The sequence below is a fragment of the Amycolatopsis sp. NPDC034160 genome, from assembly GCF_055575355.1.
In genome coordinates, this window is the sequence record NZ_JBVISU010000003.1 from 425653 (window position 1) to 442953 (window position 17301).

11 protein-coding genes and 1 pseudogene are annotated in these 17301 nt (G+C 66.9%); 10 read left to right on the forward strand and 2 right to left on the reverse strand.

Going from position 1 to position 17301, the window contains the following annotated elements:
• Positions 1 to 30: 30 nt before the first annotated feature.
• The 10 genes and pseudogenes from ACZ54P_RS10540 to ACZ54P_RS10585 all read left to right on the forward strand — a co-directional run bounded on the left by ACZ54P_RS10540 (position 31) and on the right by ACZ54P_RS10585 (position 15366).
• Positions 31 to 1053 carry a hypothetical protein gene (locus tag ACZ54P_RS10540; protein ID WP_465461249.1) on the forward strand — a complete coding sequence of 341 codons (1023 nt, stop codon included), beginning with the start codon at positions 31 to 33 and terminating at the stop codon, positions 1051 to 1053.
• A 173-nt stretch (positions 1054 to 1226) separates the two neighbouring features.
• On the forward strand, positions 1227 to 1532 hold the full coding sequence (locus tag ACZ54P_RS10545) for a pilin (protein ID WP_465461453.1): 306 nt from the start codon (positions 1227 to 1229) through the stop codon (positions 1530 to 1532).
• Positions 1533 to 1536: 4 nt separating this feature from the next.
• The gene (locus ACZ54P_RS10550) at positions 1537 to 3687 is read left to right on the forward strand and encodes a TrbL/VirB6 family protein (protein WP_465461250.1); all 2151 of its coding nucleotides are present in this window, start codon (positions 1537 to 1539) and stop codon (positions 3685 to 3687) included.
• Positions 3684 to 4840, forward strand: a pseudogene (locus ACZ54P_RS10555) (PrgI family protein). Before ACZ54P_RS10550 ends, ACZ54P_RS10555 begins: the two are co-directional and overlap by 4 nt.
• 14 nt (positions 4841 to 4854) lie before the next feature.
• Positions 4855 to 6747 (forward strand): VirB4 family type IV secretion system protein, encoded by a 1893-nt coding sequence (locus ACZ54P_RS10560; RefSeq protein ID WP_465461251.1) that lies wholly within the window; start codon positions 4855 to 4857, stop codon positions 6745 to 6747.
• A gap of 62 nt (positions 6748 to 6809) precedes the next feature.
• Complete coding sequence (locus ACZ54P_RS10565) at positions 6810 to 7643, forward strand: GP88 family protein (RefSeq protein WP_465461454.1); 834 nt, start codon at positions 6810 to 6812, stop codon at positions 7641 to 7643.
• A gap of 36 nt (positions 7644 to 7679) precedes the next feature.
• The gene (locus tag ACZ54P_RS10570) at positions 7680 to 10181 is read left to right on the forward strand and encodes a type IV secretory system conjugative DNA transfer family protein (protein WP_465461252.1); all 2502 of its coding nucleotides are present in this window, start codon (positions 7680 to 7682) and stop codon (positions 10179 to 10181) included.
• A 65-nt stretch (positions 10182 to 10246) separates the two neighbouring features.
• Entirely contained in the window at positions 10247 to 11284 is a 1038-nt protein-coding gene (locus tag ACZ54P_RS10575) for a replication-relaxation family protein (protein ID WP_465461253.1), read from the forward strand.
• Positions 11285 to 11299: 15 nt separating this feature from the next.
• Positions 11300 to 12259, forward strand: a complete 960-nt coding sequence (locus ACZ54P_RS10580; RefSeq protein ID WP_465461254.1) for a C40 family peptidase — start codon at positions 11300 to 11302, stop codon at positions 12257 to 12259.
• A gap of 209 nt (positions 12260 to 12468) precedes the next feature.
• Positions 12469 to 15366, forward strand: coding sequence for an NACHT domain-containing protein (locus ACZ54P_RS10585; RefSeq protein WP_465461255.1), 2898 nt, complete (start codon positions 12469 to 12471; stop codon positions 15364 to 15366).
• 591 nt (positions 15367 to 15957) lie between these two features.
• On the opposite strand, the gene ACZ54P_RS10590 is transcribed toward ACZ54P_RS10585, so the two are convergent.
• Entirely contained in the window at positions 15958 to 16371 is a 414-nt protein-coding gene (locus ACZ54P_RS10590; RefSeq protein ID WP_465461256.1) for an Imm1 family immunity protein, read from the reverse strand.
• A complete protein-coding gene (locus ACZ54P_RS10595; RefSeq protein WP_465461257.1) occupies positions 16368 to 17159 on the reverse strand; it encodes a DddA-like double-stranded DNA deaminase toxin in 792 nt (263 codons plus the stop codon). The genes ACZ54P_RS10590 and ACZ54P_RS10595 overlap by 4 nt, the downstream gene beginning before the upstream one ends.
• Positions 17160 to 17301: the final 142 nt, after the last annotated feature.

A 17301-nucleotide genomic window follows, 5' to 3' on the forward strand; every position in this document is an offset into this window, starting at 1 on the left:
ATTTCCGAACCACGAGAACGGGAGCTGATCATGATGGCCGATGACACCTTCTCCGCTTCGCCCCGGGATGAACGGGACGAGCACGACTGGTTTCCTCTTGATACCGCCCGCGATGCGTTCAGCTGGCTGGTCACCGGCCCGGAGCCGATGGCCGTGCACGGCTCCAAGTTCGCCGGGTTGCCACGGCGGCCGGTGCCTCTGGACGAGCTCCGGGACCGGTTGCTGAGCAAGCACTGCCCATCGCGTACTCGCGACGCCGTCTGGGCACATCTTGTCTTGAGCTCTCGCGCTCAGGGTGGCGCGTGGACGGTGGCCTGCGTCGGCATGGCACTGCCCTCGCTGGCCTCGAGCGCAGGGTGGCTGGCGGCGCGATATCGCGGCGACCGCGCCGACGCACACGCGGCAGTTCTTGCCGGGTTCATCGAGGCGTTGGCGACCGTGGACCTGACCGATCCCGGCATCTTCCTCCGGCTCCATTTCGCGGCCCGTCGCGCCGGCCAGGCGGCACTGGAGGAGTCCCTCGACGCACCTCGCCCCGCGGGGATGAGCTTTCGTTCGACCGTTCCCAAGCCGCCGTACGGACACCCCGACCTGGTGCTCGCGACGGCAGTCGGCGAACAGATCCTGACCCCTGCCGAAGCGGAGCTGATCTCCGCCACGCGCCTCGGCGAGACATCGATGACGGCGTGGGCTCAGCGCCACGGCGTGGCTCTCAAGACGGCGTTCAAGGCGCGCGATCGAGCCGAAGACCGACTGGTGACTTGGCTGCGGCAGCAGACCGACGGCACCGACGACGAAGACCCGGTCGCCGACGCCGCCCTGAGCGCGCTCAGCTCCTCCGCTCCGGCCGCCACCGCCGACGACGACACCGGAAAGTCACGTGCTGTGAGCGGCCGTCTCCGCAACGGGCGACCGGCCAACCGGAAGAAAGCGTCACGCTCGGTGTCGAAAAACGACCCGAAATCCGGCCTCTTGGGGTGCGGGGAGAGCCCGACCAACTCTCCGCGGACCGCCGAGAACGAGCCGACTTCGGAGGTGCGCCGATGCGCCTGACATCCCATCCCTCGACCCAGCCCACCGTCTCGCCACCGCCAAACGCGGCACGCGCTACCGAAAACCCGCGCTCTGCCCTGCCGAGTGCAGAGCGCGGCTGCTCGAAGGCCAATCATCCGAGCATTCGTGCCCGGTCGGCGCGCACCACGTTCTCCCGGCTGGGGCGCGCGACAATCGTCATCGCGCTCCTTCTCACCACACACGCGGTGGATTCGGCGCAGGCCTCAACACATGTTGTCGCGCTCGCGACCACCGTCGATCAGGTCTTCACCAACATCCGTAACTGGCTGGTCGGGATCTTGGCGGGACTGGCGACGGTGTTCCTGACCGTCGGCGGTGTCCGGTACCTGCTGGCCGGTGGCGACCCGGGCGAAACGGAGAAGGCGAAATCGGCCTTCCGGAACGCTGCGTGGGGCTACGGCCTTGCGGCGCTGGCACCGCTCGCCGTGGAGATCCTGCGCGGGATTGTCGGGGCCTGAGGTCATGACCAAGTCCCGGCGCGCCCCCGCGCTCGCACCCGACCGCAGCAAGGCCGACACGCGCGTGACGGTCTGCGGACGCATCCTGCTCAGCCCGTCCGGCTCGGACGGGACCGGCCGTCCGCGACGTCGCCTGCTGCGGCTGCTTCCGCTCGGCGTGGTCGTGGTGCTCGGCTGTCTTCTCGCGGTCGGCGCGTGGGCCTCGCCGGAGCCTTCGTCGCCTCCTGGCGGGTCGCAGGCCGCGGTGGCGCAGCAGCAACCCGAGCTTCCCCTCCCTCTCCCGACCGTCGCACCGGGCGACACGTGTGCGCCGGGTTCGCCGGACCCGACATGTCATTTCCCGACCGGGTCGCCACGGCCGTCGGTCCCTGCGACTCCGCTGCCACCGATCACCGAACTGCCGGCACCGGAGACCTGTTTCCCCGGCCAGATCGGCTGCGCACCCGGCGGACCGAGCACGGCTCCGAACACCAGCTCTGGCAGCCCCTGTGTCGGTGAAGGGTGCATCCCGCAACCCAGCTCCCCCGCGCCGTCCACGCCTCCGGGGCCGACCGAGCCGGGCGCCGACGGTGACGACCCGGACTGCGGGATCACCAACATCGAAGGCTGCATCAACAAGGCCATCAACGCGGTGTTCCGCGAGCTGGTCAAGTCCGCGCTCGACCCTCTGCTGAAACTGCTGGGCGACACCGCGTTCAGCACGCCGACGCTGGATTCGCTGCCCGGCGTGACGAACCTGTGGAACAACTCCTGGCTGATCGTGCTGGCCTGCTACAGCGGGCTGATCATGATCGGCGGGATCATCGTGATGTCGCACGAGTCGGTCCAGAGCCGCTACTCGATCAAGGAGATCGCGCCCCGTCTCGGCATCTCCTTCATCGCCTCGATGCTGTCGCTGTTCGTCATCGACAAGGCGATCCGGCTCGCGAACGCGCTATCGACCGCGGTCCTGTCCGGCGGCGCCGATCCGCCCAAGCTCGGCGACAACCTCACCCAGTCGATCAACGGCACCTACTCCGCAATGGCCTCCGGCGGGCTGTTCGTCATCCTGCTGCAAGTCCTCCTGGTCATCGCCGTCATCGCGCTGCTGCTGGTCTACGTGGTGCGGGTGATCATCACACTGCTGCTGACCGTGTCCGCCCCGATATGGGTCGCCTGCCACGCCCTCCCCCACACCGACGGCATCGCCCGCTGGGGCTGGCGGGCGCTCGCCGCCACGCTCGGTATCCAGGTCGTCCAATCGCTCACGCTGATCGTCGCGGTCAACACCTTCCTCAACGGCAGCACGAAGCTGTTCAGCTCCGTCGGCGGCGGTCTGATGATGCTCTTCGCCGTCCTCGGACTGCTCTACATCCTGATCAAGATCCCGTCCTGGTTCCTCTCCGCCACAAAGCTCGGCGGAGGCGGACGCTCGTTCCTCGGCGGCTTGGTCAAAGCCGTGATCGCCGCGAAAACCTTCGGCGCCATCACCGGTCACTCCGGCGGGTTCGGCGGGTCCCGCGCAGCCGGCATCGCCACAACATCGTCCAGCCGCGGCGGGCCTGGGCGTGCCCGTGTCGCCGACCCGCCCTGGCCGCCGCAACCGCGGCTGGCCCCGACTCCCGAAGCGGTGAACAAGCGCATGCAACAGCACTACGACGCCGAGCGGCTGCGCGCCGCCCAGCAGCCGCACATCCCCTCGCAAGAACCGAAGTTCCTGCAACCGGGACCGCAAACCACGACGCACGACCCCGCCGCCCACCCCGCTCCGTCAGGACCTCCGCCGAAGCCGGAGTTCAGTTCGGCGCCCCGGCCCGCCGTTCCCCTCCCGCCGTCCCGCAGTGGTCGGCGGCACGTGGCGAACCCGCGATTCCAGACGGCGAATCCGTCACACCGCCCAGGGAACGGGCAGGCGCCCGCGCGGCCGGTCGGTGTCGCGGCGGTCCCGCCGCACTTGCGGTTCCAACCCGCAGTGCCGGAACCGCGCCACCTCTCGCGCCCGGTCACGCCCGCGACCGCGACGCCGTCGGCACCGGTGTTCCGGACCCCGCATCCCGAACCACGGCCCGCGGACGCCCGGCCGCGCACTCCGGCCGCTCCCCCGGTCGCGTTCCGTGCACCGACTCCGCCACCGCCTGCTCCGAAGCCCTCGTCCCGTGGAGGTACGAAGTCATGACCCAGCCCGTACGCATACCGTCCGACGTCGACCGCGAGGACCGCGTCCTCGCCAACCTCACCGCCAGGCAGCTGGCGATCCTCGCGGTGACCGGGATCGTCCTCTACGGCGGATGGTCCCTGGCCCGCAGCGCGGTGCCGCTACTCGTGTACCTGATCATCGCCGTCCCGGCCGGAGTCGCGGCCGCAGTGCTGGCCCTGGGTCAGCGCGACGGCATGAACCTCGACCGGCTCCTGTTCGCGGCCATCCGGCAACGCATGCAGCCCCGCCATCGGGTAGCCGCGCCTGAAGGGGTCCGTCCCGCGCCTGAATGGCTGACCAGCCACGTCGCGGCGAGCGATGCCTCCGGCGCGGCGGACGGTGCGCAAGTGTCTCCGGCCGCGTTGCGACTGCCCGCGAAGGGGTCACCGAGGCCGGTGTTATCGACCTCGGGTCCGACGGCGTGGCCATGGTCGCGGTCGCCAGCACCGTGAACTTCGCGCTCCGCACCCCCGGCGAACAGGAAGCACTCGTCGCGTCGTTCGGCCGGTACCTGCACTCGATCTCCGCGCCGGTGCAGATCCTCGTCCGCGCCGAGCGGCTCGACCTGAGCAGCCAGATCAGCCATCTGCGCGAGGCCGCTCCCGGTCTGCCGCATCCGAGGCTCGAAGCGGCCGCGCGAGAGCACGCGACCTACCTCGACCAACTCTGCCGCTCGACCGATCTGCTGCGCCGTCAAGTGCTGATCGTCCTGCGTGAACCGGTGCGCGCGGCCGGTCCGACCGACGGGCTCGGCGGCGCGTCACCGCTGGCTGTCCTGCGCGCACGCCGCCACGCCAACCGCAGCGACACGGTCTCCGAGAGCGCGCTGCGGTCCGCGGAAACCCGGCTCGTGCGCCGCCTTGGCGAAGCCATCGAACTGCTCTCCCCCGCCGGGATCACGATCACCCCGCTGGACGCCGGGCAAGCCACCGCCATCCTCGCCACCGCCTGCAATCCCGACACCCTCATCCCGCCATCGGCAGGGCTCGCCGGCGCCGACGAGGTGATCACCACCGCCGCCGACCCCGATGACGAACCACCGATCCGGCCCAAGAGCGCACGCGGGGCGCCCGTGCACCGCGCGGCACCGCAAGCGACAGCGCTCGACGAGTGGGAGGGCGAGGAGCTATGAGCAGGAAACCCAGCATGATTCGACGACGCGCCCGGCGCACCGCAGCTACACCGGCGGGTAGGGCGAGCGCGTTCACTCCGGACTCGCTCTCGGTCGCGCCGCGGCATCTGGAGGTCGGCGGCGAGTGGGTCTCGTCGTTCGCGATCACCGGCTACCCGCGTGAAGTGCACGCGGGATGGCTTCAGCCGCTGCTGTCCTATCCCGGCCGTGTCGATGTCTCGCTGCATATCGAGCCGATCGACCCGGTCACCGCCGCCAACCGACTCAAGCGCCAGCTGTCCAAACTGGAATCCGGGCGACGGCACAGCAACGAGAAGGGGCGGCTGCTGGACCCGGTGGTCGAGGCCGCCACCGAAGACGCCTACGACCTGTCCGCCCGCGTTGCCCGCGGCGAGGGAAAGCTCTACCGATTCGGCGTGTACCTGACCGTGCACGCCACCAGCGAAGCGGACCTCGCCGAGCACGTCGCCGCCGTCCGGTCGCTCGCAGCATCTCTGCTGATGAACGCCCAGCCCACCACCTACCGGTCACTGCAAGGCTGGGTATCGACCCTGCCGCTCGCACTGGACCTCATCGGCATGCGCCGTACCTTCGACACCAGCGCGCTGGCCGCCTCGTTCCCGTTCACCTCACCGGACCTTCCGCCCGCCGACCCGACCAGCGTTGCCGCACCGGACGGTGTGCTGTACGGGTTCAACATCGGCAGCCAGGGGCTGGTGCACTGGAACAGGTTCGCCGCGGACAACTACAACAGCGTCGTCCTCGGCCGGTCCGGCGCCGGGAAGAGCTACCTGGTCAAACTCGAAGCGCTCCGCTCGCTCTACCGGGGTATCGAAGTCGCGATCATCGACCCGGAAGACGAGTACCGCCGGTTGTGCGAGGCCATCGGCGGCACCTACATCCGTCTCGGCGATCCCGCGGTGCGCATCAACCCCTTCGACCTGCCGATCGCGACCCGGCCCGACGGACGCCGCACCGCACCGAAGGACGCGCTGACACGCCGGGTTCTGTTCCTGCACACCGTGATCGGCGTCCTGCTCGGCATGGAACTGTCCGCGCACCAGCGGGCCGTGCTCGACCGGGCGATCCTGGCCACCTACCAGCAGGCTGGGATCACCAGCGATCCCCGGACCTGGGGCCGACAGGCACCACTGCTGGCCGACCTCTCCGCGACCCTGACCGGCACCGGTGATCCGGTCGCGGCCGATCTCGCGTCCCGGCTCCATCCGTTCGTCGACGGCGCATCCTCTGCGATGTTCGCCGGACACACCACCACCAGGCCCGAAGGCCACCTGACCGTCTTCAGCCTCCGCGACCTGCCCGACGAACTGCGCGCGATCGGGACCCTGCTCACCTTGGACACGATCTGGCGGCGGGTCTCCAACCCTGCCATCCGGCGACCGCGGCTGATCACCGTCGAGGAAGCGTGGCTGCTCATGCAGGACCCGGCGGGGGCGCGTTTCCTGCACCGCATGGCCAAAGCTGCCCGGAAACACTGGGCAGGGCTGACCATCGCGACACAGGATGTCGGTGACGTCCTCGGCACCGAGCTGGGCAAGGCGATCATCGCCAACGCCGCCACTCAGGTTCTGCTCCGCCAGGCGACGCAAGCGATCGACGAGATCGTGGCGACGTTCAACTTGTCCGACGGGGAGAAACAGTTCCTCGTCTCCGCGGACAAGGGGCAAGGCCTGCTCAGCACTGGGACACAGCGAGTCGCGTTTCAAGCCCTGGCCTCGCCCCAGGAGAACGCGCTCATCACCACTGATCCGGCCGAGCTCGCCGTGTACGCCGAGCCCGGCGGCGAGACCGACGACAGTGCGTTCGTCGACCTCGACGGCATCGACACCGAGCCGGCGTTCGACGAAGACGCCGACCGCCACATCGACCTCGACCCCGCCGCCTGACGGCCAAGCCCGCCTTAGCCGCCCCCTTTTCTTGCTCCCGCTTGCCTTATGTGAGGTGCCGTATATCTTCACCCAGTGCGAAACCCGCTAGCTCGCCTCGGCCCGCGCGGTTGCTGACGCAGAACCGGGCGATGCGCGCCATCGGCGTCTGGAACTGGACACTGCCCGCGCTCGCGGCCCGGCTGCCCGACGGACGCACACAGGTGACGTGTCCCGCGGCCTCGGCATGCGCGCAGATCTGCTACGCCCGCAACGGAACCTATCGCTTTCCTGCCGTGAAAGCCCGCCACCAAGCCAATCTCGCCTTCGTTCTCGACGACCTTCCCGGCTGGGAATCGGCCATGATCCTCGAACTCTCAGCCCCACGATTCACCGGGAAATTCATCCGCGTCCACGACGCCGGAGACTTCTTCGACGACTCCTACACCCTGGCGTGGTGCCGTGTCATGCGCGCCTGCCCGGACGTAACTTTTTACGCCTATACCAAGGAAGTCCTTCGGTTCAAGCGATTGATCGAGCCGGATCCGCCCGGCAATTTCCTGTGGGTCTACAGCTACGGCGGCAAGGAAGACGCCCACATCGACCCCAGCCGCGACCGGGTCGCCGACGTGTTCCCCGACACCGACGCCATCACCGCGGCCGGGTGGTCCTCGCAGGAAGCATCCGACCTGCTGGCCGTACTCGGCCCGCGACTCGTCGGAGTTCCTGCGAACAACATCCCGCACTTTCTCAAGCGGATGGACGGGCGACGGTTATCGGAATGGCAGGCCGAAATCGACGTGAACCGTGCCCACAAACGACGCCGACACCTCCGGCTCGTACCCGGCACCGGCCCGGCAGCGCCGTCGCCGCAGAGCCGTCCGCGCCCGACGAACGCCGATCGCGACGCAGCCTGAGACCTCCCTGATTTCCCCGTGCAGAAAGGAGTTCTGATGTCTTCTGCCTCAACCGTGGCTGCTTACGCGGAGGCGTTTACCTCGCCGTTGCAGGACTACCTCCGTGATCCCGGAGGCGCGGTGCACGCAGTGCTCGCCAAGGTGCGAGACGTCGCCGTGTCGTGGGGGCCGGTCGCCGGTCCTGTGCTAGCGCTGGCCTGGACCGGTGCTGTCCTCGGACGTCGGTGGTGGATGCGACGGCGCCATGACCGGATGGCGGCCGGAGCCAGGCTGGTCACGGTGCTGGCCCCGCCCACCGTGGACCCGGGCGGCGCCGAGGCGCTGTTCTCCAACCTGGTCGGACTCTTGCGCCCCGGCTGGAAACGCCGGATCCACGGCCAGCCGCACATCGTGTGGGAGTACGTGTTCTCCCATGCCGGTGTCGCCGTGCGCGTGTGGCTGCCGGGGATCGTCCCGCCCGGCATGGCCGAACGCGCGATCGAGGCGGCATGGCCCGGTGCCCACACCCGGACCACCCCGGCCAAACCACCGATCCCGGAATCCATACCTGCGGGAAAAGCCGTCGAGGCCGTCGGTGGGGAAATGCGCCTGGCTCGCAGCGAAGCGCTGCCGATCCGCTCCGACTTCCCCGCCGACCCGGTCCGCGCCCTGCTCGGCGCACCGGCAGGGCTCGGCTCCCGCGAACGCGCCGTCGTCCAGATCCTCGCGCGACCGGTCACTGGGACGCGTGTCCGCAAGGCCCGCCGAGCCGCCCGCCACGTCCGCTCCGGCAGCTCCGCGAAACTGGCTGGGCGTTTCCTCGACCTGATCACCCCGCACACGAGGGGACGCCGACCCCGAACCAGCGCGACGAAGTCGGTCACCGATCGCCAGACCGTCCTGGAGACCTCGTCCCAAGATCGGGTCATCGTGGCCAAGCAGCGCGGCCCCCAGTTCGAAACCCGCGTCCGCTACGCCGTCGCCACCCTCGTCGACAAGGACCTGACCGACGCGAAGCGTTCACCGGTACGCGAGCACCTGGCCGGACGCGGCCACGCCATCGCCAGCGCGTTCGCGGCCTACAGCGAACACAATTACTACCGCCGCGTCCGACTCCCCCACCCAGTCCGGGCCGTCACCGAACGCCGCCTCACCGACGGCGACCTGCTCTCCATCACCGAGCTGGCCGCGCTCGCGCACCTCCCGACCGACGACGCCATACCCGGCCTGCAGCGAGCCGGAGCAAAGGCGGTCCCCCCACCACCGGGCATCGCCGCCGGTGGCGTGGGAGTGAAACCGATCGGGGTCAGCGACTCCGGACATTCCCGGCCGGTCGGACTGCGCGTCGCCGACGCCCGGCACCACCTGCACATCCTCGGGGCCACCGGCAGCGGCAAGAGCGAACTGATGGCGCGGATGATTCTCGACGATGCCGACGCCGGCCGCGGCCTGGTGGTCATCGACCCGAAAGGCGACCTGATCACCGACGTCCTGATGCGGCTTCCCTCGCGGCTTGGAGACAAGGTCGTGCTCTTCGACGCCGATAGCCGATCCCGGCCGCCGGTGCTCAACCCCCTCGAAGGTGCCGACACCGCACGCACCGTCGATGACCTGGTGTCGATCTTCTCCCACGTGTACGCCTCAAGTTGGGGCCCGCGCACCGAAGACATCCTCCGATCCGGATTGCTGACCCTTCGCGAGCTCCCCGGCACCCCGACCCTGACGCACCTGCCGAAACTCCTGACGGTGCCGAGCTTCCGGGAACGCGCCCTCGCGCAGGTCTCCGACGACGTCCTGCGCGGATTCTGGGCCTGGTACGACGACTTATCCGATGCCAGCAAAGCCCAGGTCGTCGCCCCGTTGATGAACAAACTCCGCGGCCTGCTGCTGCGCCCGTTCATCCGCGCCTCCCTCGCAGGCGGCGAATCCACCGTCGACATGGACGCGGTCCTCAACGGCGGCATCTGCCTCGTCCGGCTGAGCAAGAACTCGCTCGGGATCGACACCGCCCGGCTGGTCGGTTCGATCGTAGTCGCCCGAACCTGGCAAGCCGCCACCCGCCGCGTGCGAATCCCCCAGCGGGAAAGGCTCGACAGCTCGCTCTACATCGACGAATGCCACAACTTCCTGTCCCTCGCCTACCCCTTGGAAGACATGCTCGCCGAAGCCCGCGGCTACCGGATGTCGATGACCCTGGCACACCAATACCTCCGCCAGCTCCCCCGCGAGCTGGAAGAAGGCATCAGCGCCAACGCCCGCTCAAAGATCATCTTCTCCGCCTCGCCCGAAGACGCACGCGCCCTCGCCCGGCACACCGAGCCCCAGCTCTCCGAACACGACCTCGCCAACCTGGGCCGCTACCACATCGCTGCACGACTGGTGCTCAACAGCGAAGAAGCGCCTCCGTTCACCGGCGTCACCGAGAAGCTCCCACCCGCAATTCCCGGACGTGCCAAGGAGATCCGCAGGCTCGCACGGACCAACGCCGAGGCTCCGAGCACACCGCGACCTGCCGAACACGCACGACCCGCAGAATTCGATCCCCGGCGTGCCGCCTGACCCGGCGCTCGCCATCCCCTCGTTGGAACCAAGGTCGCGCATTGGCGCGTTTGGAGGTACACCAAATGCAGATCAGCAACCCGACCCCGCAACGACACCTGCGAGCACACCGGCCGGAACGTCCCGCGCCGCGAGTGCTGAACAGTGCCGAGCACCATGCCTGGCTCGCCCGGCATCTCACCGACCGCGATCGCTGGCTGTGCCGGATGCTGTTCGAGCATCACGTCCTCACCAGCACGCAGATCGTCGACATCGCCTTTCCCGGACGGCGCGCCGCGAACCTGCGCCTGCGCAGCCTCTACCAATGGGGCGTTGTGCATCGGTTCCAGCCACACCGCGACCTCGGCTCGCACCCGATGCACTACGTCCTCGACACCGCCGGAGCCATCGCGCTCGCCCACGAAGACGGCCTCGAACTCAAAGACCTCGGCTACAGCCGCGAACGCGAAGTGGGCCGCGCCTTCTCCCTCCAGCTCGCCCACACCGTCGGCTGCAACGCGCTCTTCACCACCCTGATCCGCGCTGCCCGTCAGCCCGGGTCCACCGGGAAACTCATCACCTGGTGGTCGGCGGCCCGGTGCGGACGGCATTGGGGCGACATCGTCACCCCGGACGGCTACGGCAGGTGGTCCGACGCCGGACGGGAGATCGAATGGTTCGTCGAGTTCGACTTCGGCACCGAGAGCCTGTCCCGACTGTCGAGCAAATTGGTCCGATACGAGCGTCTGGCCGACGCCACGGCCATCACCACGCCCGTTCTGGTCTGGTTCCCCACCGTGGCCAGGGAAGCCAACGCGCGCCGCGCCATGACCCAAGCCCTGCGAGGCCTCGATAGCCCGGCGAGGGTGCCGGTGGCGACGACGAGCGGCGAGTCCGCCGGTGAACCACTCGACATGACCGCGCCTCGATGGCGCCGGATCGATGACCTCGGCACCGCGGGACGGGTCGCGCTGCCCGAACTTCCCAGGCTCTGGCCGCATCTACCTGCATCACCGCCGTCTAGCGGCGAGTGGCATCACGAGGTTGTCACTCGTACCGCGCGGCCGGAGTTGGAGCCGCCCACGCCGATGCCGCCGACCAGTTCCTCACGCCTTAACCGCTAAGGGGGTTCTTAGTCGATGGCTAAGCTCGCCGCGGCCGGCGTCGCGTTCTTCGTCGTACTGATCCTTCTCATAGGCGGTGGCGTGATCGCCGTCGTCTACGCAGTGGTCGGCAGCTCCGCCCAAGGCACGAGCTGCATCCCCACTGGAGCAGTAAGCACCCCGGCAACCGGATACGGCCCCGAGGAAATGGGCCATGCGGCGACGATCGTCGCCGTCGGCAAGCAGATGAACGTTCCGGAACAGGGATGGGTGATCGCGATCACGACCGCGATCACGGAGTCACGACTGCGGAACCTCAACTACGGGGACCGCGACAGCGTCGGACTCTTCCAGCAACGGCCCTCGCAAGGCTGGGGCTCGGTCGCCCAGATCATGAACCCGAAGTACAGCAGCGAGCAGTTCTACCGGCACCTCACAGCGCTGCCGAGCTGGCAGGCGATGCCCGTCGCCGAAGCCGCCCAAACCGTGCAACGGTCCGGTTTTCCCGACCGCTACGCACAGTTCGAACCCGCCGCTCGCCAGGTCGTCGCAGCAGTCCATGGCGCGACCTGTACAACTAGCGGAACAGGCGACTGCAACGCGATCCAGGCGCCCACTCCCGCTGCGATGGCCGCGATCACCTACGCATGCAGTCAACGTGGCCTGCCCTACGTCTGGGGCGGAAACGGCCCGGACGGCGGGCATGACGGTTTCGACTGCTCCGGGCTGACCAAGGCAGCATACGGCGCAGCAGGGGTCCCATTACCCCGCACAGCTCACACCCAATTTCATGCCGGGCCCCGAGTGCCGGACGGGCAACCACTCTTGCCCGGCGACCTCGTCTTCTACGGCACACCCGCCAGAATCCACCACGTCGGCCTCTACATCGGCAACGGCAAAATGATCAACGCCCCGACCTTCGGCCAACCCGTTCAGATCGACAACCATCGCCGCCGAGGAGACGACTACGCGGGGGCGACACGACCGACTAACTAAGCAGCTGTAGTTTCCGGAGGAACATGACATGTTCCGGATCTAGATGATAGGCGTGTGATCTTTTGATCAGATGCCTTGGAAGTTCCTCAGGCTGACTCGCGACAGTTCGCATTCCACGAAGGCTCGATAGCTCGGTTGACTGGAGATCCTGCCCACTTCAAGGGTTGGTAAGGTTCGATTACTCTCACGAGCTCGCTGGAGGTGACCTGGTGCCACTGGACGCGCTGAAGAGCTGGCCTGACTTGGTGAGCGTGATATCCGGCATCGCGGGAATCCTCGGTTTGATCCTCAACCTGCGCGGTCGTCAATCCGGCAGGCTGGCGGTCGGCTGGTGCTTGGCGCTGCTTGGCTTCCTCACCGCCGCGGGCGTCGTCACCTCGTTGGTGAGCCACCAGGCGCCGCTACTTTCCGCTGATTCCGCCGTGCGCGGCGGCATCGCTGCTTTCGGTGTTCTGCTCAGTGCCGTGGGTGTGGGCATTGTGGTTCGCACCCGTGCACCGAATCACCAGATGTTGCACGCGATCGCGTCAATCGTTCACGGACTGACGTACCCGCCAGATCCGACGGGACGGGCCCACGAAACAGTTGAGCTGGACGTCGTCGGCAGAAGACGGGGCAGGTTGCGGCGGCTGGGGCGCAGGCCCCCGAGCAAGCTCGTCGTCCTGATAGGGCCAGCGGGATCAGGCAAGACCGTCGGTCTGCGCTCAATCGTCGCGGCTGTCTGCGAACGGGCAAAGAGACGGCCTCGCCGACTCGCGCTGTACGTAGATGTGCGTGCCGAAGATCTGCCCGACGGCCGGATAGACGATGACACGATCAAGAATCATCTGGCGGCCTCGGTGCAGGGCAAGGAAGACAACCTTGCCCAGTACCTCGAGCAAGCACCGGGGAGACTGACCTGGTTGTTCGTATTCGATCTCGACGAGGGGCTCACCCCCATACAGGCCGAGCAATACGTCCAGGCGGTCCGCGGCTTCGTCATCAGCAGGGATGACTGCGCAATCGTGGCCACTCGCACCTCGGTGCCCGAGTCGTCTACCTTCGCGATGGCACCACTCACGCCGAAACAACAGCGACAACTTCTCAGCGCCACCGGGCACACGCATCCTGGGGTTCTGCGGCGGCTGCGGCATGACCCGCGTATAAGTGACATCGCGGGCAACCCGTTGCTGCTCAGCCTGCTGGGCACCTCGTTGACGCGTGATGAGCTGCGCGCCACCCGACACCAGGTGCTCGACAAGATCATCACGACATTGCTGACACGAGACTCCGACGTCGTCGACGCCAGCCAGTTGGCATATCTCGCGATCGATGAGCCCCGCAATGCAGCGCCGGACGTCCAGATCGCCGAAACTCTCGCCCACTCTGGTATCGGTCGAACGAGTGCGACCGGCTTCCGGTTCGCCCATGCAGCAATCCACCACCACCTGGCCGGCAAACACCTGTGCCAAATCGCGGCAACGGTAGACGTGGACCCGCTTCTGGATGATCCGCGCTGGCACCCAGTGGTCGTCGCCGCACTAGGCGGCGGTTGTGGTGCCCTCCAAGAAAAGGTCGTCGAGTCGGTTCGGACGAGACTCGCTACGGACGTCGGATCGATGGAGCATGTCGTCACGAGCATTGAAGCTCTGGCCGGTGAAGGTGATCTTCCAACGCCCGGCAGCTTCAACTGGCCCCCCGCGTCACTCGCGTCACTCACTTTGCTCCGCGACGGACTTCTCGACGAGACGGCGGATCAGCGGACCAATGCAGTCATGGTCGAGGCTGATGCCCTGGTCCTCACCGCGATCGCGGCCGGCGCCAACCGTGACCGAGCCGATGCCATCGACCTCCTCCCTTTGACATCAAGCGAAGTCGCCGCCGCTGTCACCGACTATGTGATTCGACTGGAGGACGAGACCGGCCTCATCGACCGGCTGGTAACACAGCTCGCGGCTTCTCCGGAGATCTACCAGGGGTTGAGTGGCGCGAACCAGATACGGATGCTGCGCGCGTCGACCAAACCTCATCGACTCAACCACGTTCTTTACGGCGTCGCCCAGGACACTTCAGCAGGTTCGCTTCCTGGGCGGATGCGATGGATGCTCCGCATCGGTCAGGTGATGGCTCTAGGGGTCATCGGGTTGATGGTCAGGATGGCTTTTAATACGCCGCGACCGTCGACTTTCGTGCTCGGAGCGTGCATAGCGACTCCGGCGGTGACCTTTCTGCTTCTTTCTGCGATACCGCATTCCGCTGGCGGCAGCAGAATCGGCCGTTTCTGCGGTGTCGCCCTCATTTGGGTGGTCTCTCTGCATGCCGCGTTCGGCGGTCTCGCCGCAGCAGTTTCACTCATCGGCGAGATTATTACCGGCCAGGTCGCAGCTGCCGCAAGGAGCGTGTTGTGGCTGTGGTTGTTCACCTGGGCGCCCGCTATGGTGGTTTACGCCGCCACAGCACCATCAGACACCGTAGCACGCCTACTTCTGCTACCACAGTTTCGAGTTCTACGCAATCCAATGGTACGCCCGATCGTCGACCAGGTAAGGCTCGTGGTGCGGCGCGCACGGTCCACTCCGGTGCGGGCACTCTTCTTCGCGGTCACCCTCGCCGGCCTCACATTTTTTTCCATTACACCGCACCTGTGGTCCGACAAAGAAACGGTCGAATCTGTTGCAAGCGCCTTGTTGCTAGTGATCGGGATCGCTGGCCTTATAGCGGCCCGTCCGAACACCCTCAATGTGCCGCGGACCGGTTCTGGGTCGAAGCGTGAACTCGACGCGGATCCGGTTGATGTGTTTCGGTTCGACGGCGGGTCAGATGCGATCAAGGAAGGACTGGGACGACTCTCCGTGAACGTTGACTCTTTGCGCGCGTCGGAGACCTTGTTGTCGAACCTCGATAGTGTGCTCGAGTTCATCAAAGAAACGATGCCCAAACAGATGGAGGAGCCGATAAAGCCCAGGGTGTGGATGCTGATGCCCAAGGAACAGGTGCCCGGCTTGTACTCTCTGCTTCGAGACTACGACAGCAGTAATCCCGGCAAGCTCACGATGCGTGCACACTCGCCCAGGGAACGTCAGCAGATCAACATCCTGCGCGGCCAAGCGCGCTCGAAGGAAGGGTGACCAGTTCGCCGAGCACCGATGGATACTTTTACTCGCCGCAGGACCGTCCCACTCTCGCATGACCAAGCCGCTCGCGAACTGCTCCAGCACAATTCCTTCCCTTCCCCGAGTAAGCTCCGATACGACCCGTATCCGGAGCTTTGACGGCAAGTGATCAAGTAGTGCGGAAATGAACCGCTTGTCGAGTGGTCATGCCACGCGGAACCACCGGGCCAAGTGGTCGAACGTGATCATCCGGGCGCGGAACGTACAGCAGCTTAGTCGGCACCGACACCGCGCCCCTCCTGCAGGCGGTTGAACTGGACCACGAGTGCAGCTGCGGGTAGGCCGCGGGTGCACCGCGGCGCCTGTCACCGATTCCTCGGCCCAGCCCAGCCCAGGCCGGCTCGGTCGCGCTCGTCCATGTGTTCTTCGGCTGCCAATCGCACACGGGTGAAGGCGGCGAGCAACTCCATAGCACGCATTTGCTTCTACCTCCACTGTCGACTAGCCCAGAATGATCGGATTCTCTACCCAGCCGTCGAGCGGCTTGTACGGCCACAGCTTCATCGGGCTGTGGTTGGGACTCGCATGTCCAGGCAAATGCTGATGCTATAAGGGCCCGTCCTGCTCAGTCCAAGCCACACCAGAAGGACGTTGTCCACTGGACACAAGGAAGTCGTGCGCGGCCTTCCTCGCCACTTCGACGGGGATCTCCGCGTCCGCCGGGTACTCACGGGGGTTTCTCATGTAATAGTACAGCACTTCGCCGCCGGGCGGGGGTGCGAACGTTCCGCCCTTCGAGTAGGCCCCGTTCGGCGCGTCGTCGCCTAGGTAGCGCAAGCTGGCACGTTCGCCGTCCAGACCGATTTCGAGCGATGACTTGTCGGGGTCACCGTCGGTGTACAGCTCGGCGAGCGTAGGTCCGTCCATGGCTGCTACGGCGTCCAGGACTCTGTCGAGGTCTTCCGCGGTGGTGACCTTGGTCGCCCCCGATGCGTTGCTGTCGTACCAAGCTTCGATCATGGCTTCCTTCTCTGTCCCAGGTAGGTTGCCCCGGTCGGTGCGCCGTCAGGCATGGTCCCGTAGACGGTGAGCGCGCTTCCTTGAGGCAGGATCTTAGGTAAGAGCGTGTCACAGCCGAACGGGCCTTTGCAGACTTCGTTGTTGACAGTCACCGTTGCACTGGTGATGCCCTGGTTTTGCATGTGAACGGCGAGCTTGACCTCGACGTCGGCGACGGTGGAAGGCATTCGCCGCGCCCCTTGGTCTTTGAAGAACTGGACGGCCGCGGCTTCCATGTCATCCCGTCCGCTGACGATGTGTCCACCGACCTCGTCGCCGCCCGTACCGGCGACCCATTCCCCGTGAGTCTTCTGCCGCTCGCTCGGCTGGACGGGTGACGGGAGGCTGCGCCGTAGTTCGTCGACGCGGTCCGGTGAAACCGGATCAGGTTTGGACTGGACTGTTGTCTCGACATCCGGCTCCCGCCGACGAGCATCAGCCCGCGGGCTTGGCACGGTAGCGTCGTGCTCCGCCGGCCCGTTCGAGCCTCCGAGCTTGTTTAGGTAAGCCGATATTTTCGCCTTCGCAGCGCGTAGACGGCCGGTTTCCTGCTCCGTTGCCTCGCGGGCCTGGGTTAGCAGCCCCGGCAAGGCCGCTACCTCGGCGTTGCTAGTGCCGGAGACGGCTTGGCCGAGGTGCAGGGAGGATTCTGCGAACCCGCTGGCAGCGTGCGTGCCTGCCCGTTCTGCCTGGTCGATCGCTGCCATGGCAGTCTCCAACGTCGCAACGATCGTTTCGATGTCGCTCACGTTGACTCCCCTGTCAGGACCTGTCGTGGATCATGACATGAGGGTCTGACAAGGGAGCTGAGCTCGGTGGCCTGCAGCGGCAGTCCATATTCGACGGCGCCGTGCGGTCGAGGTGGCTGGGTGCATCTCGCCTTCCCCGGAG